Annotated in this window: 22 protein-coding genes, 6 pseudogenes and 1 CRISPR repeat array (1 of these 29 only partly in view); of the genes and pseudogenes, 6 read left to right on the top strand and 22 right to left on the bottom strand. The window is 58.8% G+C overall.

Annotated elements, in window-relative coordinates; genetic code table 11:
• Window positions 1-14: direct repeats of the CRISPR family, unit length 36 nt; it reaches 682 nt to the left of the window's first position.
• Window positions 15-1214: 1200 nt separating this feature from the next.
• On the bottom strand, window positions 1215-1994 hold the full coding sequence (locus tag AB2N04_RS02725) for a GGDEF domain-containing protein (protein ID WP_367716873.1): 780 nt from the start codon (window positions 1992-1994) through the stop codon (window positions 1215-1217).
• A gap of 179 nt (window positions 1995-2173) precedes the next feature.
• Here AB2N04_RS02725 and AB2N04_RS02720 point away from each other — a divergent pair, with 179 nt between their 5' ends.
• Window positions 2174-2530: a septal ring lytic transglycosylase RlpA family protein gene (locus AB2N04_RS02720; protein ID WP_367716872.1), complete on the top strand. Its 357-nt coding sequence runs from the start codon at window positions 2174-2176 to the stop codon at window positions 2528-2530.
• Between the two features lie 17 nt (window positions 2531-2547).
• On the opposite strand, the gene AB2N04_RS02715 is transcribed toward AB2N04_RS02720, so the two are convergent.
• Window positions 2548-3903 carry a putative bifunctional diguanylate cyclase/phosphodiesterase gene (locus tag AB2N04_RS02715; protein WP_367716870.1) on the bottom strand — a complete coding sequence of 452 codons (1356 nt, stop codon included), beginning with the start codon at window positions 3901-3903 and terminating at the stop codon, window positions 2548-2550.
• A 206-nt stretch (window positions 3904-4109) separates the two neighbouring features.
• Between AB2N04_RS02715 and gshB the strand changes: the two genes are divergently transcribed.
• Together gshB and AB2N04_RS02705 are read left to right on the top strand one after the other, a co-directional pair.
• Complete coding sequence (gene gshB / locus AB2N04_RS02710; RefSeq protein WP_367716868.1) at window positions 4110-5057, top strand: glutathione synthase; 948 nt, start codon at window positions 4110-4112, stop codon at window positions 5055-5057.
• A 234-nt stretch (window positions 5058-5291) separates the two neighbouring features.
• A pseudogene (locus AB2N04_RS02705) lies at window positions 5292-5936 on the top strand (magnesium chelatase domain-containing protein); the annotation flags it as partial.
• Window positions 5937-6019: 83 nt separating this feature from the next.
• Here AB2N04_RS02705 and AB2N04_RS02700 read toward each other — a convergent pair.
• From AB2N04_RS02700 to AB2N04_RS02690, 3 genes and pseudogenes are all read right to left on the bottom strand, one after another.
• Entirely contained in the window at window positions 6020-6664 is a 645-nt protein-coding gene (locus AB2N04_RS02700; RefSeq protein WP_133674786.1) for a recombinase family protein, read from the bottom strand.
• A gap of 111 nt (window positions 6665-6775) precedes the next feature.
• Window positions 6776-6992: pseudogene (locus AB2N04_RS02695) on the bottom strand (Rha family transcriptional regulator).
• Window positions 6993-7513: 521 nt separating this feature from the next.
• Window positions 7514-7855 (bottom strand): hypothetical protein, encoded by a 342-nt coding sequence (locus AB2N04_RS02690; protein WP_367716866.1) that lies wholly within the window; start codon window positions 7853-7855, stop codon window positions 7514-7516.
• A 557-nt stretch (window positions 7856-8412) separates the two neighbouring features.
• Here AB2N04_RS02690 and AB2N04_RS02685 point away from each other — a divergent pair.
• Complete coding sequence (locus AB2N04_RS02685) at window positions 8413-9471, top strand: type IIL restriction-modification enzyme MmeI (protein ID WP_367716864.1); 1059 nt, start codon at window positions 8413-8415, stop codon at window positions 9469-9471.
• Entirely contained in the window at window positions 9395-11302 is a 1908-nt protein-coding gene (locus AB2N04_RS02680; RefSeq protein ID WP_367718719.1) for a class I SAM-dependent DNA methyltransferase, read from the top strand. Before AB2N04_RS02685 ends, AB2N04_RS02680 begins: the two co-directional genes overlap by 77 nt.
• Window positions 11303-11429: 127 nt before the next feature.
• On the opposite strand, the gene AB2N04_RS02675 is transcribed toward AB2N04_RS02680, so the two are convergent.
• From AB2N04_RS02675 to AB2N04_RS02665, 3 genes and pseudogenes are all read right to left on the bottom strand, one after another.
• Window positions 11430-11711: a hypothetical protein gene (locus AB2N04_RS02675; RefSeq protein ID WP_367716862.1), complete on the bottom strand. Its 282-nt coding sequence runs from the start codon at window positions 11709-11711 to the stop codon at window positions 11430-11432.
• Between the two features lie 149 nt (window positions 11712-11860).
• Window positions 11861-12823, bottom strand: a complete 963-nt coding sequence (locus tag AB2N04_RS02670; RefSeq protein WP_367718718.1) for a recombinase family protein — start codon at window positions 12821-12823, stop codon at window positions 11861-11863.
• A gap of 171 nt (window positions 12824-12994) precedes the next feature.
• Window positions 12995-13381: pseudogene (locus tag AB2N04_RS02665) on the bottom strand (recombinase family protein); the annotation flags it as partial.
• A 105-nt stretch (window positions 13382-13486) separates the two neighbouring features.
• On the opposite strand from AB2N04_RS02665, the pseudogene AB2N04_RS02660 reads away from it, so the two are divergent.
• Window positions 13487-14386: pseudogene (locus tag AB2N04_RS02660) on the top strand (YifB family Mg chelatase-like AAA ATPase); the annotation flags it as partial.
• A gap of 62 nt (window positions 14387-14448) precedes the next feature.
• Here AB2N04_RS02660 and AB2N04_RS02655 read toward each other — a convergent pair.
• The 14 genes and pseudogenes from AB2N04_RS02655 to dnaK form a co-directional block, all read right to left on the bottom strand.
• Window positions 14449-14685: a hypothetical protein gene (locus tag AB2N04_RS02655; RefSeq protein ID WP_367716860.1), complete on the bottom strand. Its 237-nt coding sequence runs from the start codon at window positions 14683-14685 to the stop codon at window positions 14449-14451.
• Window positions 14682-15081, bottom strand: a pseudogene (locus AB2N04_RS02650) (DUF1801 domain-containing protein). The gene AB2N04_RS02655 and the pseudogene AB2N04_RS02650 overlap by 4 nt, the downstream one beginning before the upstream one ends.
• 2 nt (window positions 15082-15083) lie before the next feature.
• Complete coding sequence (locus AB2N04_RS02645) at window positions 15084-15494, bottom strand: SRPBCC domain-containing protein (protein ID WP_367716858.1); 411 nt, start codon at window positions 15492-15494, stop codon at window positions 15084-15086.
• The gene (locus tag AB2N04_RS02640) at window positions 15491-15814 is read right to left on the bottom strand and encodes an ArsR/SmtB family transcription factor (protein WP_367716856.1); all 324 of its coding nucleotides are present in this window, start codon (window positions 15812-15814) and stop codon (window positions 15491-15493) included. Before AB2N04_RS02640 ends, AB2N04_RS02645 begins: the two co-directional genes overlap by 4 nt.
• 164 nt (window positions 15815-15978) lie before the next feature.
• Window positions 15979-16530, bottom strand: a complete 552-nt coding sequence (locus AB2N04_RS02635; RefSeq protein ID WP_367716854.1) for a transglutaminase-like cysteine peptidase — start codon at window positions 16528-16530, stop codon at window positions 15979-15981.
• Between the two features lie 268 nt (window positions 16531-16798).
• Entirely contained in the window at window positions 16799-18085 is a 1287-nt protein-coding gene (locus tag AB2N04_RS02630; RefSeq protein ID WP_367716852.1) for a polyhydroxyalkanoate depolymerase, read from the bottom strand.
• A 186-nt stretch (window positions 18086-18271) separates the two neighbouring features.
• Window positions 18272-18745, bottom strand: a complete 474-nt coding sequence (locus tag AB2N04_RS02625; protein ID WP_367716850.1) for a GNAT family N-acetyltransferase — start codon at window positions 18743-18745, stop codon at window positions 18272-18274.
• Window positions 18746-18843: 98 nt separating this feature from the next.
• On the bottom strand, window positions 18844-19134 hold the full coding sequence (locus AB2N04_RS02620) for a DUF1330 domain-containing protein (protein ID WP_367716848.1): 291 nt from the start codon (window positions 19132-19134) through the stop codon (window positions 18844-18846).
• Between the two features lie 36 nt (window positions 19135-19170).
• Window positions 19171-19866, bottom strand: coding sequence for an orotidine-5'-phosphate decarboxylase (pyrF, locus tag AB2N04_RS02615; RefSeq protein WP_367716846.1), 696 nt, complete (start codon window positions 19864-19866; stop codon window positions 19171-19173).
• Between the two features lie 2 nt (window positions 19867-19868).
• Window positions 19869-20459 (bottom strand): NADPH-dependent FMN reductase, encoded by a 591-nt coding sequence (locus AB2N04_RS02610; RefSeq protein WP_367716844.1) that lies wholly within the window; start codon window positions 20457-20459, stop codon window positions 19869-19871.
• Between the two features lie 107 nt (window positions 20460-20566).
• The gene (gene pmtA, locus AB2N04_RS02605) at window positions 20567-21187 is read right to left on the bottom strand and encodes a phospholipid N-methyltransferase PmtA (protein WP_367716842.1); all 621 of its coding nucleotides are present in this window, start codon (window positions 21185-21187) and stop codon (window positions 20567-20569) included.
• A gap of 120 nt (window positions 21188-21307) precedes the next feature.
• Window positions 21308-22436: pseudogene (gene dnaJ / locus AB2N04_RS02600) on the bottom strand (molecular chaperone DnaJ).
• A 153-nt stretch (window positions 22437-22589) separates the two neighbouring features.
• The gene (locus AB2N04_RS02595; RefSeq protein ID WP_367716840.1) at window positions 22590-23699 is read right to left on the bottom strand and encodes an acyltransferase family protein; all 1110 of its coding nucleotides are present in this window, start codon (window positions 23697-23699) and stop codon (window positions 22590-22592) included.
• 126 nt (window positions 23700-23825) lie between these two features.
• Window positions 23826-25739, bottom strand: coding sequence for a molecular chaperone DnaK (gene dnaK / locus AB2N04_RS02590; protein ID WP_367716838.1), 1914 nt, complete (start codon window positions 25737-25739; stop codon window positions 23826-23828).
• Between the last annotated feature and the right edge of the window lie 3 nt (window positions 25740-25742).

Raw genomic sequence — 25742 nt, 5'->3', positions numbered from 1 at the left:
TGGCCAACCGTAAACATTACCACAACCGCTCCATTTCAGCGGCGAAATCGGATGGCAATACTGTCATTGAGTGTCGTGATTTGCGATCTTGCTCCATCTTAATGCAGGCAAGTCTCTATAAGGGTCTTATAGAGGTTTGCCCGCATTAAATTTGTGCAGTTCATATGCCATATTACCGTATGGATTCAATCAAAGACCAGCCTTGTAGTGCTCCCCACTGTGTTCGGGTTGGCAAGGGTCGTTACTGTGCCTATCATCGTTCCTTGGTTCGCCATTATGGAGCACCTGTCACAGGACCAGGCAAGCAGCTCCTTGTCGTCCATCAACGCTATCTGAGGAAAGTTCTAGGGCCACAGATAGGGACCGACGAAGAGGTACAAGGACTGCTTCAGAAGATCGCCGACATTGCCTTCGAACCCCGTCCCATCCACTTCCAGGACACCAGAGGACGCATCCGTAGGGCGGCCTATGAAGCCGCTGTGGGGCAGGTAGAGAGGATCCGGCAGTGTTACCTTGGGGAGAACAATAGGGGACTGGCAGAGCGGCTCTGGTGGGCATTTCTGACGGTCCAGTTTGTCGAGCTGAACGATGTCTTCCTCCACCAGGACAGACACCACTTCTGGACGTCTGTGGTTCGTCTTCTGATTACCGACACCCACCGGAACAAACCATCTTCCCGTTATGCGGAGTACCTTCAGGAAAGACTGAATACGCTTCTGTCAGTGCCAGCAGCAAGATGGTGTTCCAAGGTTGAACTGTAGGAGTGGGGACCGGGTTCGTGTCTTTTTCGCTGACGAAGCCTGACAAAGACAGACAGGGGCGCGAAAATGAAAGTGGGGACTCCGAAATAGCAGAAAAATCTGAAGCGCCAACGTAAGAAGGGCGGCAGCAGTTCTCCCCCCGGGTACCCTTAGGCTACCATGAAAAACCAAACGGCAGCCCCCACTTCAGGTATCACCGATCAGGACTAGCTGAAGGTACACGCTCACGCCGAAGAGCCTGTCACCGTTCCGTCCAACGGTAGACCAAACGGTAGACCAAAAACGCCCCTTCACATCGAACCTGAGTACAGGTAACATATTGATTGCATTGGATATCAACGGTGGAGAGATGCCTGTGATGGGAACCAACCCATCTCCTGGGCACCATTCTTACAGAATGAATCAAGGTTTCCCAGCGCTGCGCGCTTCGGCATGCAGCGCCTGTTGTCGCGCCTATGATGCCGTGCGCAGATGCACGGTCACGCCTTCCATATCCGGTGCACAGATGCGGTTTCGGCCGCCGGCCTTTGCGGTATAGAGCTGCTCGTCGGCGATCGCCATCAGGCTGGAGAAGTCGGCTTTGCTGTCGACCGACGCAACGCCAATGCTGACGCTCAACCGAGCGATAGCATTCCGTGGCGCCTGAACCTCCACGCGCTCCACCGCGCATCGCAACCGTTCGGCAAGCGCCTTTCCGCGCGCGAGCGTGGCTGCCTCCAGAAACACACCGAACTCCTCGCCGCCAATTCGGCCGGCAATGCCTTCTTTGCTGAAGACGGATTGGATGACATCCGCTATCGCGGCCAGAACGCGGTCGCCGGTCAGATGGCCGTGGGTGTCGTTGATGCCCTTGAAGTCATCGGCGTCGATGACGAGCAGAACACCACCGGCGCCGCGCTGACCTGCCGCATTGAGCTCCGCGATGAAGGTGCTGCGGTTGAGCAGCCGGGTCATGTCGTCGATGCGCGCTGCTGCCGCGAGCTTCCGGTAGACGCCGGCAAGCTCGTCATGAGCTGCTTCCAGCTCCTGGTGCGCCAGTGCGATCCGGTGGTTCTGATAGAATGTGTACATGCTCGCCGGAAACGCGATCAAAAGCGGACAGAGCGCGCTCATGAGGGCGGGAAACCAATTCATCGAGCCGCCGGCCAGATGGATCGCTGTCCAGCAGATCGCCAGTGAGGCGAGCATGGAGAGGAGGGTCGCCAGAACGGCTTTGAGCACAACCATTTTCATGATCATGCCGATAGCAGCCGCCCCTTACCCCGACGTTAAGGAAGCCGGACCCGGCCAAGGCGGAGAGTGCCCCTTCATCGCCTCATTCTGTCGGTAAAGCGCCCTCACAACAGGGGCGACGCTTCATTCGTTGCCCGAACCGCCGAAGCGGTCTCGCAACGACAATCCAGGACGACAAAATGCACAGGCTAGTTTCCCGCGGCGTGATCTTGACGCCGGCAGCCGCTCTGCTCCTTGCCGCAGCAACAGCTCCGGCGTTCGCACAGTGCGGCAGCGCCTCATGGTACGCGCTGACCTCCAAAACCGCTTCAGGCGAGCGAATGAACCCCGCCGCGATGACGGCAGCGCATCGCACCCTGCCCTTCGGCACTAGGCTGCGCGTGACCAATGAGCGCAACGGACGCAGCGTTGTGGTGCGGATCAATGATCGCGGCCCGTTTGCACGTGGAAGAATACTCGACCTTTCGAAAGCCGCTGCTGCAAAGCTCGGTTTCATGCGGGCCGGTCACACCAGAGTTTGCCTGAAGAAGCAGTAGCTGCCGGCGACAGACCCTCAGACCGTGTCCGTGGGATCGTCCGGTACCATATGATTCTGGCGCAGATAGCCAAGTGTTGCATCCGCATTGCAGGGGCGTCCGAATAGATATCCCTGCCCGCCCGCGCAGCCAAACTGCACCAGGCGGTCAGCCTGCGCCTGCGCTTCGATGCCTTCGGCAACCACATCCATGCCCAGCCCCTCGCACATGGCGAGGATGGCTCTTATGATATGCTCGGATGGCCGGTCTTCCAGAATGGAAGAGACGAAGGCGCGGTCGATCTTCAGCTTGTCGAAATGAAATTCACGCAGTCGGCCGAGGCTGGACTGGCCGGTGCCGAAATCGTCCAGCGACACGCGGATGCCGACCCGGCGCAAATCTTCAACGATGCGACGGGCCGATGCAGGGTCGTTCATCAGGCCTGTTTCGGTGATCTCGATCTCGAGCCGGCGCGGATCGAAGCCCGTGCGCTCCAGAATTGACAGGATCTGGAGGCCGGTATTGTGATCGACCAATTGCGACGGTGAAAGGTTGAACGAGAGGAACAGTTCCTCCGGCCAGTCGCGCGCCGCTTCGGTTGCCTTGCGAAGCACGAGTTGCGACAGCTGTCCGATGATGCCGCGTTCCTCGGCGATCGGAATAAAAATTCCGGGGGAGACCGGACCGAGATCACGGTCGGTCCAGCGAGCGAGTGTTTCAAAGCCAACCGTGCGGCGTGTGTTCAGATCCACGATGGGCTGAAAATGCGGTTCCACTTCGCCTGCGGCAACCGCGCGGCGCAGGGCTTGCTCTATGTGCGTGACGCGCTTGGCGGCATCTTCCATCTCGCGCGTGTAGACCACAACGGCGCCTCGCCCGGTGCGTTTTGCCTGATAGAGCGCGGTTTCCGCCTTGTTGAGCAAAACTTCGCTCGTCTCCTCTTCCGAATAATAAAGAGAGCAGCCGGCGGATGCGGAAAGTCGCGCGGTGCGTTGCCCCAGGTCGTAGGGCGCCGAAAGGATCTCGATCAGAAGCCGCGTTTTCTCGCGTGCGGCTTCCTCGCTGAAGACAAGGGGAAACAGAAAGGCGAATTCGTCGGCGCCGATTCGCGTTACCGTGGAGTGTTCATCCATCGCCGCACGCAGACGCATGGCCACCTGCTGCAGGATTTCGTCTCCGGCAGCGCGACCGAAAAGATCGTTGATCGGCTTGAAGCCATCGAGATCCAGAACGCCTATGGCAAAGGGAGCCGGATCATCGGCTCGCTCGGCAATAAGGCGATCGATCTTGTCGAAGAACCGGCGCGTGTTGCCCAGGCCTGTCAACGCGTCGGTGAAGGCGAAGTCTGGCTGTTCTACCGTTGTCGGCCGTTCAAGGGCGGGCGCCGGCTGCATTATGACTCCATCAGGCTCACAAACTTTTGATCACATGTCATAAACATGAACCGGAAGTGTTTAGGAATCGTATCCAATATCCGGTTTCCAGGCGCAGAATCAAGGACGATTCCGATGCGGCGGGGACGCGGCTTCTCCGAATGTCTTGACATCGGTGCGTGAGCAACCTCATCTGCCGCCCGACAAAGCCTCGCGGAGTTTTTTCGATGTCCCTCAAGGTCGCGGTCCAGATGGATCACATTTCCGGTGTCACGATCGCCGGTGACACCAGCTTTGCACTCGCGCTGGAAGCCCAGGCGCGTGGTTACCCACTCTGGCACTATACTCCGGACCGGCTGTCCATGGTCGATGGCTGTGTGATCGCATGGGCGCAAGAACTGTCGGTGCGCGACGAAGAGGGCAACCATTACACGCTGGGAGAACCGGAGCGCGTGGATCTTGCGCAGATGGATGTGGTTCTCCTGCGGCAGGACCCTCCCTTCGACATGAACTACATCACCACGACGCACATCCTTGAGCGCATCCACCCGAAGACGCTCGTGGTGAACGACCCTGCCTGGGTGCGGAACAGCCCCGAAAAGATCTTCGTGACAGAGTTCGGTGATCTGATGCCGGAAACGCTCATAACGCGCGACACGAGCGAGGTGGATGCTTTTCGAAAGAAGCATGGGGACATCATCGTCAAGCCGCTTTACGGCAATGGCGGCGCCGGCATCTTCCATCTGCAGCAGGGGGATCGGAACCTCGCCTCTCTCCTCGAAATGTTTCTGGATGCATTCCGCGAACCCTTCATCGTCCAGCGCTATCTCAAGGAAGTGCGCGGTGGTGACAAGCGCATCATCCTGATCGAAGGTGAGCCGGCTGGCGCGATCAACAGGGTTCCATCGGAACACGACTCCCGTTCCAACATGCATGTGGGCGGTCGCGCCGAACACGCGGAACTGACCGAGCGGGAGCGCGAAATCTGCGCGCGCATTGGCCCCTCACTGCGCGATCGCGGTTTCACCTTGGTCGGCATTGACGTTATCGGCGGTCTGCTGACGGAGATCAACGTCACCTCGCCCACGGGTGTGCGCGAGGTAAAGAAATTCGGCGGACCTGATATCGCCGCGCTCTTCTGGGACGCCGTGGAAGCGCGCCGCGCACAGGCCTGATCTTTCCGCAAGGAGCGGTGGACGGGCTGCGGACCGTCAAGGAGCTCTCCGGGCGGGGCCTCCCCGCTTGTTCCGACCATGCAACCTTGTGCAACCGGGCTGCAGCCCTTGCGTGCGTTCGTTCTTCAAATGTTCTTGATCTGGCCGGCTGAAGCTGTTTCAATACGGTTGCAGGACGGAAGGATTTCGTGCTCTGGCTGTGGTCGGAGGCGTCCGGACAGGGGGGATGGGTGCGTGGTTTCACATGTGTGCACGGTGGCCTTTCAAGGTGTGGAGGCCCTTCCTGTCGATGTGCAGGTGATGGTGGCTCCGGGCAAGATGGGCATGCAGATCGTTGGTCTCGCAGACAAGGCCGTTGCCGAAAGTCGTGAGCGTGTGCAGGCAGCGCTCCATGCGTCAGGTCTTTCGATGCCCCCCAAGAAGGTGACGGTCAATCTGGCGCCGGCGGACCTGCCGAAAGAAGGCAGTCACTACGATCTTCCCATCGCGCTCGGCCTCATGGCGGCGCTTGGGGCGATCCCGCCTGATGTGCTCGATGATTATGTGGTGCTCGGCGAGCTTTCACTCGACGGTACGGTAGCTGCGGTCAATGGCGTTCTGCCTGCCGCAATCGGTGCCAACGCAATGGGGCGCGGGTTGATCTGCCCCCATGCCTGCGGCGCGGAAGCAGCGTGGGCGAGCGTTGATATCGACATACTCGCGCCGCGCAGTCTCATTGCCGTGGCCAATCACTTCAAGGGCAGCCAGGTGATGAGCCGACCGGAACCGGCCCTCGGACCGCCCCCGGCCAGCGTGCCCGACCTCGCAGACATCAGGGGGCAGGAAGCGGCCAAGCGCGTGCTCGAAGTGGCGGCCGCCGGCGGTCACAACCTTCTCATATTGAAAACAAAAGACCCCCCGGTTCAATTTGTTTGGTCCCCTGCTCTGGGCCAAGGCTAACGAAAACTAATAGACGCCCCGGCTCACTCCCACGCATTCAGAACGGCCTCGGCCTTGGTCGGGTCCGCCTTGATGCGTAAAACGGTCTGCCGGGTCAGTCCCGTGGCCTTGGCTATCTCGCTGGTGCCTGCCGTCCCCATCGCCAGCATGTTCTTGACGGTCTCCAGCGCCGCCCGGTCATAGCTCGGCTTCCGGCCTAGATACGGCTTCTTTCCCGGCTTCGGATTCAGCTTCGCATCTTCAATGCCTGCCCGCTGGCTCGCCTTGGTCGCCTCATATTGCGCCTGTGCGGTTGCCGCCATGAAGGCGATAAGGGCATCCCGCACGGCCATTTGCACCGGGTCTGCGGTCGCTCCATCGAATGTCATGTTGTTGATGACGGTCCTGATGATGACGCCCCTGCGCATGAACTCTCGGATGGTGTCCGTCACGTCCTGATAGTTGCGGCCCAGCCTGTCCACCCAGCGGACAACGAGGGTATCCCCCTTGCGTAGCATGTCGAACAACCTCCGGCCTTCCGGTCTCTCGCGAAGGGTTGTCGAGACGCCGGAAACACCATGGTCGGCAATGACCATATCAATCGCGAATCCAGCCTGCTCGGCTTGGGTGCGCTGATGGTCAAGGGTCTGGTCAGCGGTCGAGACGCGGGCATAGAGAATGGTTGCCATGAGATTGCCTCCGCATGTACGAATGGATCATGTACGTAGAAAGGCATGTACGTTGATCGTTGTCAACCCATGCGTACAGGGCTCATGGTCAGGTTAGGGGCGACCGCTAGCCTATACCCCAGCGGACAGATTGAACTCCAACGCGCGCCTTCCGGTGAAGCCCATGGCGAGCAGGGTGAAGCCGTCTCGGGTCATGTCGTAGGAGCGGTACAACTGGCCGTTCTGCGGGTGCTTGTAGGGGGTCTGCTGAAAATCCAGCCCCCTGTTCAATCAGACGATCAATGTCCGCAAGAACGTTTCGATGCTCCTTCCCAAAGAACTCCGCCACGTCCCGGCTGTTGGCGAACACCTTGCCGTCCTTGATGGTCACGATGGGGTTGGTGGTGGTCTGCCTCCCGTCCAGCTACCCCCCCCCCCTTCCGCAACGCCCTATCGTCACCGTGGCCGGGAAGGACGAAATTCCCCGGCAGGATTTTACAGTGGCGATTGGCCGAGGGGGTGGGGGCATGTTCTCCCGGCAACATGGTCCCGGCAAAACGCCAAAAAATCGGGGGCAGAGGGGGGAACCGCCATCATCCTATAATTGAGATGGTGGCTCGAATTTTTGTCCAAAAAGTAAAACAGAGCAGCCACGGGATGCCCATTTCCCGCACCCCGTGGCGACCGTAGAGCGGCGTCAGGTTGTTCCCAAGGGAAAACCCTTCGGCCATCCACGACGCGCCTCTACGGTTTCTATCGCAGCAGAAAGAATGGACGTTCTCGCGGGACACTCACCCGCCATCATACCTGATGGAGTCGACCGCGAAAAAACAGGGCCACGGCTTTACCACCGTGACCCTGTGGGTACATTCAGGCCGCTTCCTTGCAGAGGCGCGACTGCGCATTGGGCTTCCTTGCGATATCAGCATCACCCGAGAAGTCAGGCAAGGGCCTGTAGCGCCTGCGGATGAGACCACGATTATCGTCATCTACAATATCATAGGCCGCCCATGCGCCAAGCGACCGGGGTTTGAAGATCGGGGTTGTTCCACGAACCACCATGACCATCGTCTCGGGAGAATGACCACGATCTATCAGCCTCCGGCACAACGGGGGTATCGGGTCTTTACGGGAATGGGTGCTGATGATGCCATTGCAGGTGGCGGTGAAGCTGCGGCCTCTATCGTTGTTCGTAATGTTGATGACCAGCATGATGTGGGTTCCTTGCGGTTGTCGCATGCCGACGACCACGGGCCAGAGGCACCGGGCAAAGCGGCTGGGATGGTTTGAAGAATGAAGACCAGAAACCGGAACGGTTAGTCTTCGGGCGAGAACAGCAATCATCATCTTGCAAGCCCCTTGGTCAGAGCTTGGCAGAAGGATTCGGTTTAAGCCTTACAGAAAGGATTGATGGAAGATGATGATGAAGGGAATGACCTAGGACGCAGCTATTAGCTTCCATAAGGGAAGCCTAAAGCTAACCTATGGAGATAAGCTATATGCAAACCTAGGGGGGCTCCCTCCTATTGTGGGGGGTAATTGAGCTTCGATCTTTTCGCACCCGTAGGGACCGTAGGAGCGAACTGGTATAAACAGGGAGGAACCACCTAGAGACGGGCGACTGAGGCTCTACGGTCTCAACCGCAGCGAAGAGAACAGACTTACATCGTTGAGACCGGCTTGATCTGTCCCCCCACTATCCTTGTCGCGAATCAACCGATCGGCATATGGTGCCCGCAAGTTTCTGCGTGAGGGGGCGCTGATAATATATGACGCCACAACAGTTTATATCCAAATGGCTGAACTCGGCGCTCAAAGAACGCGCTGCGGCACAAGAGCATTTCCTTGATCTATGCCGGATGCTGGACGAGCCGACCCCTGCTGATGTTGACCCGACCGGCAAGGATTACGGTTTCGAGGTTGGCGCATCGAAGACTACGGGTGGCAACGGTTTCGCGGATGTTTTCAAACGCGGCCACTTCGGCTGGGAATACAAGGGCACCAAGGCAAACCTCGACACGGCCTTTGCCCAGCTTCAACGCTACGCCATCGCGCTTGACAATCCGCCGCTGTTGATCGTCTCCGATATCGGCACGACCATCCGCATCCACACCAACTGGACCAACTCAGTCTCCAAGGTCTACGAGATCGCCATTGCCGATCTTGGCGACCCTGAGAAACGGGGATGGTTGAAGGCGGCACTGTCTGACCCGGATGCGCTGCGACCATCCAAGACCCGGCAGCAACTGACCGAAGAGGTCGCCGGGGAGTTTGCGGAACTTGCACGGCTGTTACGGCAACGCGGTCACGATGCCGAACAGGTTGCTCATTTCATCAATCGGCTGGTCTTCTGCATGTTCGCGGAAGACGTGAAGTTGCTGCCCGACAACATTTTCTCGCGCATGTTGGAGCGGGCATTGGACGACCCCAGCCAATTCGAGAGCTTCGCCCGCAGCTTGTTCACCGCGATGAAGAGCGGGGGCCATATCGGCTTCGAGAAGGTGGCGTGGTTCAACGGCGGCCTCTTCAACGATGACCTCGTTTTCGCGCTGGACAAGAAGGAAATCGGCATCGTCCATCGGGCGGCGAAGCACTTTTGGGGCGATGTAGACCCGTCCATTCTCGGCACCCTGTTCGAGCGTGGGCTAGACCCGGACAAGCGCAGCCAGCTTGGCGCGCACTACACCGACCGGGACAAGATCATGATGATTATCAACCCGGTCATCGTGGAGCCGCTGACGGCGGAATGGAATAAGGCCAAGGCCGAAATCACGGCGCTTATGGACAAGGGCCGCGTCATCGAAGGGGGGAACCGCGACCAAGGCTAGAAACCAAGCTCAGGCGGTCCTCGACGCGCACCTGAAACGGCTTGCAGATTTCCGTGTCCTCGACCCGGCCTGCGGCTCCGGCAATTTCCTGTATCTCGCGCTCCGGGCATTGAAGGACTTGGAGCATCGGGCGCAGGTCGAAGCGGAAGCCTTGGGGCTGCCGAGGGGGTTTCCGAGGATTGGCCCGGAGGTGGTCAAGGGTATCGAGATCAACCCTTATGCTGCCGAACTCGCCCGCGTGTCGGTCTGGATAGGCGAAATTCAGTGGATGATCGGCAACGGCTTCGGAGCCAGTACCAATCCTATCCTGAAACCGCTGGAAACCATCGAATGCCGGGACGCCCTGATGACATGGGAGCCGGGAGGGGACACGGAAGGCGGGCGATGGATCGAAGCTGAATGGCCCGAAGTGGATGCCATCGTTGGAAACCCGCCTTTTCTGGGGTCCAAGGAATTTCTTTCTACGCTACCGTCGACAACTGTTGCTCAAATCAGGTGTGTCTACGCGGGGCGAGTTCCTGCGAGCTCGAACCTAGTAATGTACTGGTTCTTCAAAGCAGCCCGTGCGATCAAGGAGGGAAAGGCTGGGCGCTTCGGTTTGGTCGGAACCAATGCCATTCGATACGGGGCGTCTAGTTCTGTTCTTGCCGACATCTTCCGCTGGGTTAGGCCTTTTGACGTATGGTCGGACCAGCCTTGGGTGGTAGACGGTGCTGCTGTGCGGGTGTCGATAGTCTCGGCAGAGGCCATAGTCAGCAAGTCGTCAAAGAAGCTAAATGGCTCAGAGGTGGAAGATATAACTTCGAAACTTACTGCGACCAGTGAAACCGGTGAGGCAGACTTTTCGCTCGCTCAGAAGCTGCCGGAAAACAAGGGAATTGCATACGTTGGGGGGCAGAAAGACGGTCCGTTCGACATAGACGCCTCTCTTGCGCGTGAGCTACTCAGATCACCCCTCAATCCCAACGGCAGGCCAAATGCGGACGTAGTGCGGCGCTGGTTAAATGGAAGAGCGATCATAGAGGCCGTATCTGATCTCTGGATAATTGACTTTGGGGAAAGATGCCTCGAAGAGGCAGCCCTTTATGAAGGAGCATTCAATTTCGTTGATGTAGAAGTAAAGCCGATACGAGCTACCAATCGCGATAAACGACGAAGAGAAAAGTGGTGGCTGCACGGACGACCGGGCACCCTGGCTAAGCAGGCTCTTTCAGGCCTTGATCGGTGTATCGTCACGCCACTTACGTCAAAGCACCGGACCTATCGATATTTCCCGACATCGCAATTCCCCGATAATTCTGCTGTAGTTGTGGCGCGGGATGATGATGTCACGTTCGGTCTCCTTCATAGCCGCGCACATTTCCTTTGGTTCTCCCGGACATGCACTTGGCTCGGCAAAGGAAATGACGCACGCTACACGCCTACGACCACCTTCGAAACCTTTCCGTTCCCCGAGGGACTGACCCCGGACATCCCGGCTGCGGACTATGCCGATAACCCTCACGCCATCGCCATTGCCACGGCAGCGGCCCGTCTCAACGAGCTTCGGGAAAACTGGCTGAACCCGCCCGATCTTGTCCGGCGTGAACCCGAGGTTGTCCCCGGCTATCCCGACCGTATCCTTCCGATCAACGAGGAAGCCGCACAGAAGCTCAAGAAGCGCACCCTGACGAATCTCTACAACGAACGTCCCGCATGGCTACAGCACGCCCACAAAGCGCTAGATGAAGCCGTAGCGGCAGCCTATGGCTGGCCTGCCGACCTGTCAGATGACGAAATCCTGGCCCGCTTGTTCGAGTTGAACCAAGAGCGCGCGGCAAAACAGCCATAGCGTGCTGCGGTGGCGACCGTGGACGCGTGATCGTGACAAGGCGAGGGGGATTACTACCCATCCCCGTCAACGCCTTTCTACGGTTATCACCGCAGCACGAAAAACCTATTGCAGGGAAACCATCTATCTACCCGACCGAAACCACGCCCCTGACACGCCCAAGGTAAACCTCCCGGTCACTCGGCGGATTGACCGCATAGCCCCAGCCTACCGAGACTGGCGACCATTCCAGCCACGCGCTGATGTTGGTGAAGGGCAGGCGCAGGAACACGCCCCTCGGCTTCCATCCGTCATGGAAGAAATCGACACGGCGGCTGACAGCTTCCGCCATGGCGTCCCGAATGTCTCGGCCAAGGTCGGCCAGCTTGACCAGAACCGAGGGAACACGATGAAAATGAACATCACGCATTGGATACCTCCGTTGTGCTCGTGGTGATGATGATGTACCGCCCGCGACAGGCGGCAGGGGAAGCCCCCAAGGGGACGCATGGGGATTGCTAGAAGCACCAGACCGATAGGGGGAGCCGGATGGTTCTGTCCAATGCGTCCACTAAGGAGCTACGAGGGGGGCAAAGATGTCGCTGGGATTATCCCGTCATCGTCGTCCGTTTCCGTGGGCCATCCATAGACAATGCTCGTGGCTGCATCGGGGACGTGATTCCAGTGGAAGACAAGGCTTCCGCTCCGATAGTCCACCACGACTTTCCCAAATAGCTGACGGAGAACCGCATTGACCTTCGGAATATCGTGTGGCTGCTCGCCCACGGCGTCCAACAGAGCGGTGCCCGTATTGGCGATGCGGTTTGTGATGGTGTCGGCCATTCTTGTTGCGACGGAGGATAGTTCGTTCGCTATCCGATCACGCTCGGCCTCTGTTGCCCGTAGGCGGTTGAGCAATGCAGGCGAGTGTCCGGCCTCTGCTATGGCCTGAACGACCCGCTCGATCTCATCGCCCATCACGTCATGGGCTAGAGATAGCTGGTCCCATTGCGCTTGCAGGTCTGCCTCGGGGGAGGGAAGTTCCCCAATGAGATAACCCGCATTATCAATGATCGCCCTTGTTACGTGGTCTAGGCGGACCTTGCGGTATGTGCAGCCCGCGCCTGCTTTGGCCCTCGTGCAAATGAGATAGGGGTGGCCGCCCTTCTTCCCGCCCTTGTTGACGCGCGTCATGGTGGAACCACACCTCGGACACTTCGCAAGCCCTGCCAGTATGTTAGCCATCGCCCCTTCGGTTTTCGACGGCGCACTGCGCCCGCTCGCGAGGGCTGCCACCTGTTCAAAAACCTCGCGGCTGACGGCCTGCGGGAAGTAGTCTTCTACTGGCTCGGCGGGGACACGGACTCGCTTGCCATTGATAATTTCCATGCGGTGAGGCGTGAACTGTCCGATGACAGCGGGATTGCCCAGCATCTTTTTGACGTAGGAACGGTGCCAGTGCTTCCCCCGACCGAAAACCGGAACCCCTTCGCGATTTAGCGTCTCGGCAATGGACTGCTGCCCCTTGCCGGCAATTGCCATCTCGAATATGCGCCGAACGATAGCTGCCCGTTCCGGTATCAGATCGAACCCGCTACGATCATCTCGAAGGCGTACCCATCCCGGACTTAGCTTCGTTAGCGGTTGCTTTTCCGCCCTCGCGCGCTTTGCTCCCCATGCCTCCCGAAGCCGCTTGGCCTTCGTTGCGCTTTCCTCGTTCGCCCTCATGAACACCATCACCGCGACCATGAGGTCAACAGGGTTTTGACGCAGGCTCTCATGGGTGTACGCTCGCCCATCGTTGAGAGTTACTACCGTAATCCCCTCTTTCGCTATGTCTTTAAGGGCATCAAGGGCATCCAGCGCGTTCTCTCGGGATACACGATCAAGGTTCTCGACTAGAAGATAGGACCCTATGGCTATGTCGCCTGATCGGACCAACTCTAGGAACTCGCCTAGCATCCCTTCCGCCCTATTTCGTCCCCGAAAAGCGGATACACCAAGGTCTTGGAATGTCAGCTTGTCGTCTAGCTCTAGCCCATGGAGTGCAGCGTAGCGTTCTGCGGCTTCCGTCTGACGCCGCAAGCTGTCGCCCCGCATTTGTTCCGGGGTCGAGAACCGGATGTAAGAATATGCCTTCGGTTTGGCGATGGGCCGATTCGACATGATGGTTATCTAGTTCGATAGGGGTCTTTTGTCCATATCATGCTGATGATCGGGCCGCCGGGCGCCGGAAAGTCCATGTTGGCACAGCGCCTTTCCTCCATACTGCCGCCTCTTTCACCTCGCGAACTCCTTGAGGTTTCCATGATCGCGTCGATCGCGGGCGAACTGGCGGATGGAAAGCTATCCGATCGTCGCCCGTTTCGTTCGCCGCATCATTCGGCCTCGATGGCGGCAATTGTCGGCGGTGGGCTGCGAGCGCGGCCCGGAGAAGCGTCGCTTGCCCATCATGGCGTCCTGTTTCTCGACGAGCTGCCGGAGTTTTCACCCCAGGTTCTGGATTCGCTGCGTCAGCCGCTTGAAACGGCGGAATGCGTCATCGCTCGTGCAAATCATCGCGTGAGTTATCCCGCGCGTATCCAGCTGGTTGCCGCGATGAACCCCTGCCGATGCGGTATGGCTGGCGAACCGGGTCATCAATGCCGCCGCGGCCCACGCTGCGAGACGGACTATCAGGCACGGGTATCGGGGCCCCTTCTTGACCGGATCGATCTGCGTATCGATGTGCCCGCCGTTTCTGCGGGCGATCTTATAGGCAGCGTAAAACGATCGGAGTCGAGCACCGCCGTTGCTGAAAGGGTCGCACGAGCCCGGTTGATCCAGCAGGAGCGCTACGCTGCTCGCGGGCTGCCGGCATGGACCACGAATGCATCCTGTTCCGCCGCTCTTGTGGAAGACATCGTGCCGCTCGACAATGACTGCACGGGATTGATCCGGGACGCGAGCGAGAAGCTCGGTTTCTCGGCCCGGGCCTATCATCGGGTGCTGAAGGTCGCGCGCACGTTGGCGGACCTCGACGGCGCCGAGGCTGTTTCCAGGCCGCACATCGCCGAGGCCATTTCCTATCGCGTGGCGGGCAACAAACGCACACAGGCAGCGTGAGAACGCGGTGTGCCGATGGAGCCTCACGGAGCCGATGGTCGATTGGGAAAGAGCGTTTCCACTCAGGAACGTGAGCGAACGTTGATTTCCGCGCTGCTCCGTCGCGCTCCCAGATAGGGAAGAACAAAGAGGCACAGTCCCGTAATAAGCAGCAGGAAAAGCGGCCCAAGCGCAAGGGAATAAATCCACGCAGGGGGCTCGTCGCCACTAACCGCAGCAAAGGTGTTGACGAGGACGCCAAGGGTGAATGCGATCGAGATCCAGCGGTGAGCTTGCCGAAGCCAGACTTTCCATCTCATTTGCGTTTGCTCCTGGTTCTGGTGTCTGCGTTTTGATGTGCTGCTGCGAGAACAAGCGCTCCGAGTGCGTCGGCATCGATTACATCACCCTCGTGAAAATCGATGGCGCGGCGCGTGTTGCCTTCCAGGCTGGCATTGAAGAGGCCCCGACGGGTCTTCGAGGAAGGCGCCCTTGGCAAAGGTCATCTTCACTGTTTTTCTGTAAGTTTCTCCGGTGCAGAGCATGCCGTCATGATACCAGACGGGAACACCGCGCCACTTCCACTCCTCGATCACATCGGGAAGGGCCTGGTGGATCACCTTGCGCAGCCGGGCGAGCATGTCGCCCCGCCAGTCGCCCAGCGCGGCAATTTTGTCATCTATCAGTTCAGATGGGGATTTGCTGGTTCCGGACATGGTCAGCCAAATTGCTCCACAACCCGTTCAAGCTCCGAAATGAAACGTGGCCAACCAACCGTCGCCCCCTGATAGTAGGATTTCTGTTCGGCCCCGAAGCCCTCTTGCTCCATCCTCAGCCGCGTTCCGTTCGTGGTGGGCGTGAGCGTCCAGGTAACAACGCTCCGCAGGTCTTTCGTGTCCCAGGCATAGGACAGCGCCCTGTGCGGTTCGAGCACCAGCACAGTGCAGTCCACCCGCCCCCAATCGGCACTAAGGCTGAAGCGATGGCCTTCCCGGGCCTCGAAATCGTTTTTCATCAACCATTCGGCGATCAGGTGCGGCTGTGTCAGTGCGCGCCAGATCTTTTCTGGAGGATGCGGAATCTCGCGTTCCACCACCACCGAGCGGGTCTCGCCTCTGGTGTCTGTCATTGGTCCATCCTGTTGAGGAGGTCTTCCATCTCGTCGAAACGGCTTTGCCAGAAGCTCTTCATTTCCCGTGTCCAATCGTTCAGCGGGGTGAGTGCCTCAAGCCGAGCGCTGTAATGTGTCTGACGTCCCTCCTGACGGTCGTGCACGAGGCCGGCACGCTTCAACACCCCTAGATGCTTGGAAACCGCCGGCTGCGACACGCGGGCACCCGCCGTCAGAACAGCGACGGTCAGGTCACCCTCGCGGCATAGCCGCTCAAAGAGCGCCCGCCGCGTCGGGTCGGCCAGTGTGCGAAAAAGCGTGTCGTGAGACGGTGTCATTCTTACTCATAACTTAAGGGTTATTAATTAAACCAATAACTCTGTGGTTATGATTTTGTCAAGCCGCTGAAGGGAAGGAAAACGGGGTGCAGGGGCCAGCGGCGGCAGTCACAGCTTGAGATGCACTCGGCATCAGAGCGGGATACGCCAGGCTTCGGCCCTGGTTATTCGCTGACGGCACCCACAACCGGGTTGTTGCCCTCTCGCAGGCTCACCCATCGACCCGTGTGGTTGCTCGCCTGTCGCTTGAGGTAGCGATAGTTGGTGGCGCTCCACAGCTTCACGGTGTCATTCAGATTGTCGAGCACGAAATCACCACGGTCCGTGCGGACCGTCAGCACTGCATGGCCTTCGCCATTGGGCTTTCGGACCACCGTAATCAGAAGGTTGGAAAGGGAAAGCCCGGCCCTGTGCAGCGCCCGGCGCTTTTCCAGCACATAGTCTTCGCAGTCACCGACACCGGTGGAGGGATAGGTCCAGACTTCCTCGGCGCCGTAGATGTCGATATCGTTCATCGGCTGGATTTTGCCGTTCACTTCCGCATTCACGCGCGAAATGGTCGCCCAGAGAGTTCTGGTAACATGCTCGGGACCGCGGTCTCGCATCCGGATGGAGCATTCCGCCGGGTTTGCCTTGCAGAACTCGTAATGTCCGATCGGCTGAGACGTCAGCTCGCCGGTCTCCATCAATCCAGTCGCTCCGGCGGGCATCGTCATGATGCCGGCCAGAGTCGGGACCAAAAAGGCCCCTGTGCGGATTGCCCCCCGCCAAGCAGCCATCATGCCGCTCCCCGTTTGCTTTTCGTTAATGAAACGTTAAGAAATGTGAGAGGGCTATGTCAACAAAGCGGCAGGTAATGTTACCGACTATGGTTACCGGCGTGAGCGCTCGCCAGACCCCGCCGTTTCTGCTTTGAGAGAATGCGATGGCGTTTCAGCTCAAAACAACTCGTTTTGAGCTGAAAAAGAGGCTTTTCGGCAGGAATCAGCTGCCCTTTCGCGATGAAGCCCTGCCCGGTTTTTTCACTGCAGTTCTTCCCTTGGCAGGAGAATTCCTGTGCATGAAGTCCAGAATGCGGGGTGCGATCTCCGAGCGGAAGCGTGAGCCATTGAACACGCCATAATGGCCGACTGCCGGCTGCATGTAATGGTGACGCATCTCGTCGGGAATGTTGACGCACAGGTCATGCGCGGCCTTTGTCTGGCCGACACCCGAAATGTCGTCATTCTCCCCTTCCACCGTCAGCAGCGCCACGCGGCGAATTGCGCCCGGGTCCACCGGGTCGCCGCGGTGCTGCATCTGACCGCGCGGAAGATCGTGGCGGATGAAAACGGTTTCCACCGTCTGCAGATAGAACTCGGCCGTCAGATCCATGACGGCGAGATACTCGTCATAGAAGTCGCGGTGTTTTTCGGCAGAATCGCCGTCATTCTTCACCAGGTGCATGAAAAAGTCCTTGTGCGCGGTGATATGGCGATCAAGATTCATGCTCATGAAGCCGGAAAGCTGAAGGAAACCCGGATAGACCTGTCGCATGAAGCCGGGATTGGGCCATGGCACCGGCATGATCACATTGTCGCGGAACCAGGAAATGTCTTTCTGCTCAGCCAGCTCGTTCACGGCAGTCGGATTCTTGCGGGTGTCAATCGGCCCACCCATCAGGGTCATGCTGGCGGGAGGGCTCTTCGCACCACGCGCTTCCATCAGCGCGATGGCCGCAAGGACCGGGACGGAAGGCTGACAAACCGCCATCACATGCGTGTCGGGCCCCAGATGGTCGAAGATGTCGATCAGATAATCGATGTAATCATCGAGATCAAACGTGCCGTCTGCAACCGGAACCATCCGTGCATCGGCCCAGTCGGTGATATAGACATCCGCGTGGGGGAGCATGGTCTCCACCGTGCCGCGCAGGAGCGTTGCATAGTGGCCCGACATTGGCGCGACCATCAGGATCCTCGGTCCCGGATTGGCGCCTTTCGGCAGATCGCGCTTGAAGCGGACGACGTTGCAGAATGGCTGCGACCAGACCGTCTGCTCGCGCACTGCCACCTGCGTACCGTCGATCGAAGTTTCTGTCAGACCGAACGCGGGCTTGGTATAGCGGCGTGTACTGCGCTCGAACACCTCGGCACTGGCGGCCAGCGTGCGGCCAAGATAAGTTTCGGCGAAAGGGTTTAGCGGATTGCTGTAAAACAGCCGAATGGCATCTGCATATGCCCGGGCCGGCTGAAGCGCGGCATGGTTGAATTCATAAAGTTGATAATACATTGCGAGGTTTCCCGGGAGGAGCCTTGCCAAGACCAGACCGCCAGGAAACATGTGCATGAGGCGGCGACGCCTTGATCATTTGCATGCTGATAGACTAAACGACTTTTGTTGCGTTGCAATAGAAGCGCCGAAATCCCGTCAATCACCACCGCAACGCCTTCAACCTTCTGAATTTAATGGCAGAATTCATGCGTTGTGCTGGATATGATTGTTGCGGCGCAGCATCAATAGGCGGGTTTCTGCCGCAATTCCTTCGGGGACCTCATCGAAAAACCGCTCCCTGAGAGCGTCGGGAACGCGAGCAAGCGGTTGCTCCGCAAAGCCATGGCGCGCGTAAAACGGTGCGTTGAACGGCACGTCTCTGAATGTGCTGAGCGATACGCCCGTCAGTCCGCGAGAGACACTTTCGGCAATAACCGCGCGCAGCAGCGCACTTCCGAGCCCCTTCCGTCCGTGCTCGGGCGCCACCGAAAGCTCCTTGAGGTGAAGGAAGGAACCGATCTGATCGCAAATGGCGAAACCGGCGGCACCGTCGATGTGATGCTCGGCCACCAGTGTATGGTTCTGCGAGGCAAGTCGGTGGAAGGCATCCGGTGCGGTGGCCGGGGTGGCTGCCAGACCGTGAAATCCGTGCTCCGCGAAAAGCTGCGCAGCACGCACTTCCAAAGCCGGAAGATGTTCTGCGTCGTTGCCGGCATAGCGCCGGATTGCATAACTCTCAGATATGCTTTGCGTGGTTCAACCCTTTCTCATTCAGATCATTCCGCACCTTCGACGAGCACCATGTCAGCGTCTGCCACGGTAATACGGATCGCTTTCGCAGCCTGATATTCAGGCGAATTGTAGCAGTCGCGCGCTGCCTGGAGCGTCGGGAACTCGATCACCACATTGCGCCCGCGCCCCCTGCCTTCCAGGCCTTCCCACGTGCCGCCACGCGCCAGAAACCGCGCGCCGAACTTTTCAAAGGCGGGTTTGGCGGTGGCCACATAATCCTTGTAGCGTTCGGGATCACGCACATCGACATGAGCGATCCAGTATCCCTTGGGCATGTTTTCCTCCTCCACAATCCGAACTGCCCCACTGTGTCAGGCTGCGGCCATCTCGTCGAGAATGGATTGTGCTGCAGCTTTGGGATCGGAGGCCGCCACGATGGGGCGCGCAACCACGAGATGGGTGCTGCCGGCGCGAATTGCGTCTTTCGGTGTCATCACGCGCTTCTGGTCGCCATGGTCGGCGCCTGCCGGGCGTATGCCCGGTGTGACGAGGGCCATATCGGGACCTGCGACATCGCGCATTTCGTTCACTTCGGTCGGTGCGCAGACAATCCCGCCCATTCCGGCCTTGCGAGCCTGTGCAACGCGCTTCCTGACCAGTTCCTGGGCGGTACCTGCATATCCCGCATCGTGCAGATCAGCATCGTCCATGGATGTCAGCACCGTCACGCCAAGCAGTGTGAGTCCGGAGCCCTGCGCGGCCTGCACCGCCGCACGCATTGCCTTGGGATAGGCGTGGATCGTCAGCATGGTCATGCCCATCCTGGCGATGTTCTCGACTCCCTTGGCGACAGTGTTGTCGATGTCCAGCAGTTTCATGTCGAGGAAGATTTTCTTGCCTGATCCAGCGAGCTCCCGTGCGAAGTTAAGACCGCCGGCAAATGCGAGCTGATGCCCGATCTTGTAGAAGGAGACAGTATCTCCGAGCGCCGCCACGATCCGGTCTGCTTCCGTGAGAGAGGGGACATCCAGCCCGACAATCAGGCGGTCACGAATGCTTTCTGTCATGATCAGGCTCCAATCCGCGTAGACATCAATTTCGCCCGCTCGATCAATCCGCGACACGTTGCTTCCATCATGCCTTTGGTGCGGTCGTCCCTGAAGTTTCCGTCGGCATCGAAGGCATCCTGCGCGCGGGCAACGGAACATTGGGGGGTTATGATGTCGGCCCTGCAATTCATGAGAACGGCCCGCAGGTGGTAAAGCCCGCGAATTCCGGCGAAATTTCCGTCGGAGGAAGAGCAGAGGGCAACCGGTTTGCCCGACCAGGGGCGGACATTGTTTCCATCGATGCGCGACACCCGGCTCACCCAGTCGATCGTGTTTTTCAGCAGGGGGGGAATGGAGGCGTTGTATTCGGGGCTCGCGATCAGCACGCCGTCATGCGCGGCAATCAGTCGTCCGATCCCGAACGCGTTTTCTGGCACACCTTTTTCCTTTTCCAGATCCTCGTCCATGATCGGCAGAGGGTAATCTGCCAGCGAGATGCGTGTCACTTCCGCACCCTGCTGGGCCAGTTCCTTCATGGCTGCGTCTGCGGTTTTGCCGCTATAGGCGCCAGTGCGGATCGATCCTGCGAAGACCAGAATTCTGGGGGTCATTGGCAAAGCTCCTCTTTTCGCAAAGAGCCGTATAAGCATTGCCCGCGTCAATCAATGGATAAGCGGCTGATGCCCGCATCCGTGATGCGCCAGTTCTCGTCCCGGCCCTAGTGCTTGCCGCGTCGATAGACCCACAGTTGTGTCGGTGGAATGTTGCGCAGCACGAAATCGAAATGCTCGACCGTGTAATTGCCATGCCCGGCCGGGATCGGGGATTTGGGGCCGTAGGTCAGCTGCACCACCGGTCGACCGTCGGGGATGAGATCGAGAAGGGAATCGAGATAGGCAACGCGGTCCTCAACCGGAAAATTAAGCAGCGGGACGCCCGACACCACGCTGTCAAACTGCGCCGGCGCTGCATCCCCGAAAGCATCGGCAAGCGTTTTGCGAATGTCGAAGGCATTGCCCTCGACAACATTGACGCCCGGATAACAGGCGCGCAGGTGCTTCACGAAGTCGGGTGAATACTCCACGGCGTAGAGGTTTTCCGGTGCCACCCCATGGGCAAGGATCGCCTTGGTGATGACACCCGTTCCCGGACCCGCCTCAAGAACCGGCAAACCGGAAGAAGTGTCGATGACCGAGGCCATGCGCCGTGCCGTAACGCTGCTTGTGGGAATGATGGCGCCAACGGCCTTGGGCTGCTCTATCCAGCCGCGAAAGAAGCGCAGTTCCTCGCCGAAACGGTCAGCGAGCGCCTTGCGCACATCCAGCCCCTTGTTGCTCATCTTTCCGGTGCCCTCCTTCAATAGCCCAGCGTTTAAACGTCGTTGTCCGGGACAACCAGACCGACCCGCATGCGGGAAACCGGATCGACCAGCCCTCTCACTTCAGATAGCACGGATCGTCTAATCGCCGAAGGACTCGAAGAAATCCTTCATCCGCGAAAAGAAACCGGCCGATTGCGGGCTGTTTTCCTTCGACGAGATGTTCTCGAACTCTTCCAGAAGCTCCCGTTGCTTCTTCGTGAGATTTTGCGGCGTTTCTACGGCAACCTGGATATAGAGGTCACCCACCTTGGGTTGCCGCAGAATTGGCATGCCCTTGCCACTGAGACGGAACTGGCGCCCGTTCTGGGTTCCTTCGGGAACCTTGACCCGGGTCTGTGTGCCGTCCAGCGTGGTCACCTCAAACGCACCACCCAGCGCGGCGGTGGTCATCGAGATGGGAACCTTGCAGTAGAGATCCGCGCCGTCGCGCTGGAAAAATTCATGCGGTTTGACCGACAGGAAAATGTAGAGATCGCCGGCCGGCCCCGCCACGTAGCCCCGCTTCGCCCTCGCCGGCGAGGCGGATGCGCGTGCCGTCTTCTATACCGGCTGGAATGTTGACCGAGAGCGACCGCTCTTCTGCCACTCGCCCCTGGCCGGAACATTTGGGGCAGGGGTCGGATATGGTTTCTCCGCGCCCCTGACATGTCGGGCAGGTGCGTTCGATGGAAAAAAAGCCCTGGGCCGCGCGCACGCGGCCGGAGCCGTGACACATCTGGCACTGTGTTGGTGACGTGCCCGGCTTGGCGCCCGTACCGGCGCAATCGTCGCACGCGACCGCCGTCGGAACGCGGATCTGTCCGGTCTTGCCGGTAAAGGCTTCCTCAAGGGTTATTTCCATGTTGAAGCGCAGATCCGCGCCATGCTGACGCCCACCGCGGCGGCGACCGCCACCACCCATCATGTCGCCGAAAATATCTTCGAATATGTCGGCGAAACCGCCGCCACCACCACCGAAGCCACCGCGCGCGCCCATACCGCCGTTTTCAAATGCGGCGTGACCGAACTGGTCGTAGGCTGCGCGTTTCTGTGGATCGCGCAGCGTTTCGTAGGCTTCGTTGACTTCCTTGAACTTCTGCTCGGCCTCTTCGTCGCCCGGGTTGCGGTCAGGGTGATACCGCATGGCGAGCTTGCGAAAAGCGCTCTTAAGTTCCTTCTCGTCGGCGTTTCTCGACACGCTGAGCGTCTCGTAAAAATCTGCCTTCATAAATGAAAGTCCCGCATAGTCTGTTTGAAGCGAACACCGTTCCCCCGATCAGTGCCCGTTATTTAGGTATTCGCCACAGCGAATGCCATAGTTTTCAGCAGATTGCCAGCCATGTGCGCGAGACACCGGTGTCATTTGCGGGCACGACCCGTTTTATCTGTTTGCCGAGACCCTTGCCTCCTTGGCAACGGTTTTCGGACGGGCAAGACCAACAACACGCAACAGATAGCCGGAGAGCGTGTTTTCAAACAAACGGAACGATGCGATCGCGACGAACACCGTCAGCAGCATGACGCATCCTGTGTAGGTGAAGAAGAGGCCGATCGATTCCGAGCGGATGTGATGGCTCCACAGATAGGAAAAGAACATGCTCTCCGTGACCGGGTGCCACAGATAGATGCCGAACGAGACCGCGGCAGCAGCGCGCAGAAAAACCGGATATGTATAACGTTCGGGATCGTTGCGTTCGACAAGACCTGCCAGAAAGACCGCGACCGCCAGTGCAAATAGCGTCACGTAGATGTTCAATTGCAGCACCATGGATGTGCAGGCGAGAAGAATGGCGATCCAGGCCGGCCAGCGCGCCGAAACCGACAGGCGGGAGCGGTGTACGAGGAGCGAGAGCAACGCTCCCAATACGAAGTCGGCAAAAGTTCGGTACGCGCCCCATGTGTCAGCCTTTACCCAGCTTTCGAACGGCATCACTCCGGAGCGCACCATCAGTTCCAGCGACGCATAGCAGGCAAACAGCAGGGCGAAGAGGCCGGCAAGACCCCATTGCCGATAGGCTACGATGATAACCGGCAGCAACAGATAGGCGAACCATTCTGCCGAAAGGGACCAGGAAACGAAGTTGAAGGTGAGTCGGTCTTCTACTCCCCACGCCTGGATGAGCAGCAGATTGGAAGGCAGCGCGCTCCAGTCGTATAGCTCGGGCTCTCCGCCACTGCGCAGAACGCCCGCTAAAACGAGCAAACCCACCAGCACGAAATATGACATCGTAGCGAGATGCAGCGGGTAGAGGCGGATCAGTCTTTTGTAGAGGTAGATTCCGTAGCTGCGGGCATCCCGAACCTGATCGCCATAGCGCGTGAAGATCAAAAAGCCCGAAATGATGAAGAACATGTCGAGCAAGGGACGGAGTGATTCCAGCTCATCCTTCACGGCAAGGCCCGCACCGGGGGCAAAATGCCCGAAGTGGTAGAGCATGATCAACAGTGCAGCGACCAGGCGCCATATCTCGAAGAGCCGATACCGGATCATCAGCCTTTCCCCAGGGCCAGTCCGAAGTTTTATTTTGCCGGCAACCTTATAGGGGAGAGGTTTAACAGGATATGAAAAAGCCCGGGACGCGAATCCCGGGCTTGATCAATCGGCTAAACAGCCTGTTCAGGCAGATTTCTTGTCGTCTTCGTCGATCTCTTCGAAATCAGCATCGACGACATCTTCACCGGAAGCCTTTGCGTCCTCAGCCGCATCGGTCTCGGCAGCTTCCGTCTGGCTGGCTTCATACATCGCCTGGCCGAGTTTCATGGAAGCCTCGGCGAGCGTGGTGGTCTTCGCCTTGATGTCCTCGGCATCGTCACCTTCGACAGCGGTCTTGAGATCGGCAAGCGCGTCCTCGATGGCCTTCTTCTCCTCTTCGGAGACCTTGTCGCCATACTCGCTGAGCGATTTCTCGGTGGAATGGATGAGGGCTTCAGCCTGGTTCTTGGCTTCGACAGCTTCGCGCCGCTTCTTGTCGGCCTCGGCGTTGGATTCGGCATCCTTCACCATGTTCTCGATCTCATCGTCGCTGAGACCGCCAGAAGCCTGGATGCGGATCGCCTGCTCCTTGCCGGTGCCCTTGTCCTTGGCCGACACATTGACGATGCCGTTGGCGTCAATGTCGAACGTGACCTCGATCTGCGGCACGCCGCGCGGTGCGGGCGGAAGGCCGGTCAGGTCGAAACGGCCAAGGCTCTTGTTGTCTGCGGCCATTTCGCGCTCACCCTGGAACACGTTGATGGTTACCGCATTCTGATTGTCCTCGGCGGTCGAGAAGACCTGGCTTTTCTTGGTCGGGATCGTCGTGTTGCGGTCGATCAGACGAGTGAACACACCGCCCAGTGTCTCGATGCCCAGCGAAAGCGGGGTCACGTCGAGCAGCAGGACATCCTTCACGTCACCCTGCAGGACACCAGCCTGAATGGCAGCGCCCATGGCGACAACCTCGTCCGGGTTCACACCCTTGTGCGGTTCCTTGCCAAAGAAGCTCTTCACGGTTTCCTGAACCTTCGGCATGCGGGTCATGCCGCCGACCAGAACCACTTCGTCGATCTCTCCAGCGTTGAGACCGGCATCCTTCAAGGCCGCCTTGCAGGGCTCGACCGTACGCTTCACGAGATCCTCGACAAGGCTCTCGAACTTGGCGCGGGTGAGCTTCATGGTGAGGTGCTTCGGACCCGACTGGTCAGCCGTGATGAAAGGCAGGTTGATCTCGGTCTGCGAGGCGGACGACAGCTCGATCTTGGCCTTTTCGGCAGCCTCTTTGAGGCGCTGAAGGGCGAGCTTGTCCTGCTGCAGGTCGATTCCCTGCTCTTTCTTGAACTCGGCTGCGAGATACTCGACCAGCCGCATGTCGAAGTCTTCACCGCCAAGGAAGGTGTCACCATTGGTGGATTTCACCTCGAACACGCCATCACCGATCTCAAGGATCGAGACGTCGAATGTGCCGCCGCCAAGGTCGTAAACGGCGATGGTCTTGCCGTCCTTCTTGTCGAGGCCGTAGGCGAGGGCTGCTGCGGTCGGCTCGTTGATGATGCGCAGTACTTCCAGACCGGCGATCTTGCCGGCGTCCTTGGTGGCCTGACGCTGTGCGTCGTTGAAGTAGGCAGGAACGGTGATAACCGCCTTCTCGACCTTTTCGCCGAGATAGGATTCAGCCGTTTCCTTCATTTTCTGCAGCGTCATCGCCGAGATTTGCGAAGGCGAATAGGTTTTGCCATGCGCCTCGACCCAGGCATCGCCATTGTCGGCCTTGATGATCTTGTAGGGGACCAGCTTCTTGTCCTTCTCGACCGTGGGGTCGGAGAAGCGGCGGCCGATCAGGCGCTTGATTGCAAAAAGGGTGTTTTCCGGGTTGGTGACCGCCTGGCGTTTCGCCGGCTGGCCGACCAGCCGCTCGTCCGAATCCGTGAAAGCCACGATGGACGGCGTGGTGCGGGCACCTTCCGCGTTCTCAATAACCTTGGCGTCCTTGCCGTCCATGACGGCAACGCAGGAATTGGTTGTTCCGAGGTCGATACCGATAACTTTAGCCATGTC

It is taken from the genome of Nitratireductor sp. GISD-1A_MAKvit (genome assembly GCF_040819555.1).
Classification (GTDB): Bacteria; Pseudomonadota; Alphaproteobacteria; order Rhizobiales; family Rhizobiaceae; genus Nitratireductor.
Note: the sequence above shows the minus strand (reverse complement) of the source record. Positions and strands in the feature narration are given on the sequence as shown.

Coding starts and splice junctions, on each gene's coding strand:
- AB2N04_RS02725 (WP_367716873.1), bottom strand. CDS start 1,994: ATGAAAATGGTTGTGCTCAAAGCCGTTCTGGCGACCCTCCTCTCCATG.
- AB2N04_RS02720 (WP_367716872.1), top strand. CDS start 2,174: ATGCACAGGCTAGTTTCCCGCGGCGTGATCTTGACGCCGGCAGCCGCT.
- AB2N04_RS02715 (WP_367716870.1), bottom strand. CDS start 3,903: ATGCAGCCGGCGCCCGCCCTTGAACGGCCGACAACGGTAGAACAGCCA.
- gshB (WP_367716868.1), top strand. CDS start 4,110: ATGTCCCTCAAGGTCGCGGTCCAGATGGATCACATTTCCGGTGTCACG.
- AB2N04_RS02700 (WP_133674786.1), bottom strand. CDS start 6,664: ATGGCAACCATTCTCTATGCCCGCGTCTCGACCGCTGACCAGACCCTT.
- AB2N04_RS02690 (WP_367716866.1), bottom strand. CDS start 7,855: ATGCTGGTCATCAACATTACGAACAACGATAGAGGCCGCAGCTTCACC.
- AB2N04_RS02685 (WP_367716864.1), top strand. CDS start 8,413: ATGACGCCACAACAGTTTATATCCAAATGGCTGAACTCGGCGCTCAAA.
- AB2N04_RS02675 (WP_367716862.1), bottom strand. CDS start 11,711: ATGCGTGATGTTCATTTTCATCGTGTTCCCTCGGTTCTGGTCAAGCTG.
- AB2N04_RS02670 (WP_367718718.1), bottom strand. CDS start 12,823: ATGGCAATTGCCGGCAAGGGGCAGCAGTCCATTGCCGAGACGCTAAAT.
- AB2N04_RS02655 (WP_367716860.1), bottom strand. CDS start 14,685: ATGAGATGGAAAGTCTGGCTTCGGCAAGCTCACCGCTGGATCTCGATC.
- AB2N04_RS02645 (WP_367716858.1), bottom strand. CDS start 15,494: ATGACAGACACCAGAGGCGAGACCCGCTCGGTGGTGGTGGAACGCGAG.
- AB2N04_RS02640 (WP_367716856.1), bottom strand. CDS start 15,814: ATGACACCGTCTCACGACACGCTTTTTCGCACACTGGCCGACCCGACG.
- AB2N04_RS02635 (WP_367716854.1), bottom strand. CDS start 16,530: ATGACGATGCCCGCCGGAGCGACTGGATTGATGGAGACCGGCGAGCTG.
- AB2N04_RS02630 (WP_367716852.1), bottom strand. CDS start 18,085: ATGTATTATCAACTTTATGAATTCAACCATGCCGCGCTTCAGCCGGCC.
- AB2N04_RS02620 (WP_367716848.1), bottom strand. CDS start 19,134: ATGCCCAAGGGATACTGGATCGCTCATGTCGATGTGCGTGATCCCGAA.
- pyrF (WP_367716846.1), bottom strand. CDS start 19,866: ATGACAGAAAGCATTCGTGACCGCCTGATTGTCGGGCTGGATGTCCCC.
- AB2N04_RS02610 (WP_367716844.1), bottom strand. CDS start 20,459: ATGACCCCCAGAATTCTGGTCTTCGCAGGATCGATCCGCACTGGCGCC.
- pmtA (WP_367716842.1), bottom strand. CDS start 21,187: ATGAGCAACAAGGGGCTGGATGTGCGCAAGGCGCTCGCTGACCGTTTC.
- AB2N04_RS02595 (WP_367716840.1), bottom strand. CDS start 23,699: ATGATCCGGTATCGGCTCTTCGAGATATGGCGCCTGGTCGCTGCACTG.
- dnaK (WP_367716838.1), bottom strand. CDS start 25,739: ATGGCTAAAGTTATCGGTATCGACCTCGGAACAACCAATTCCTGCGTT.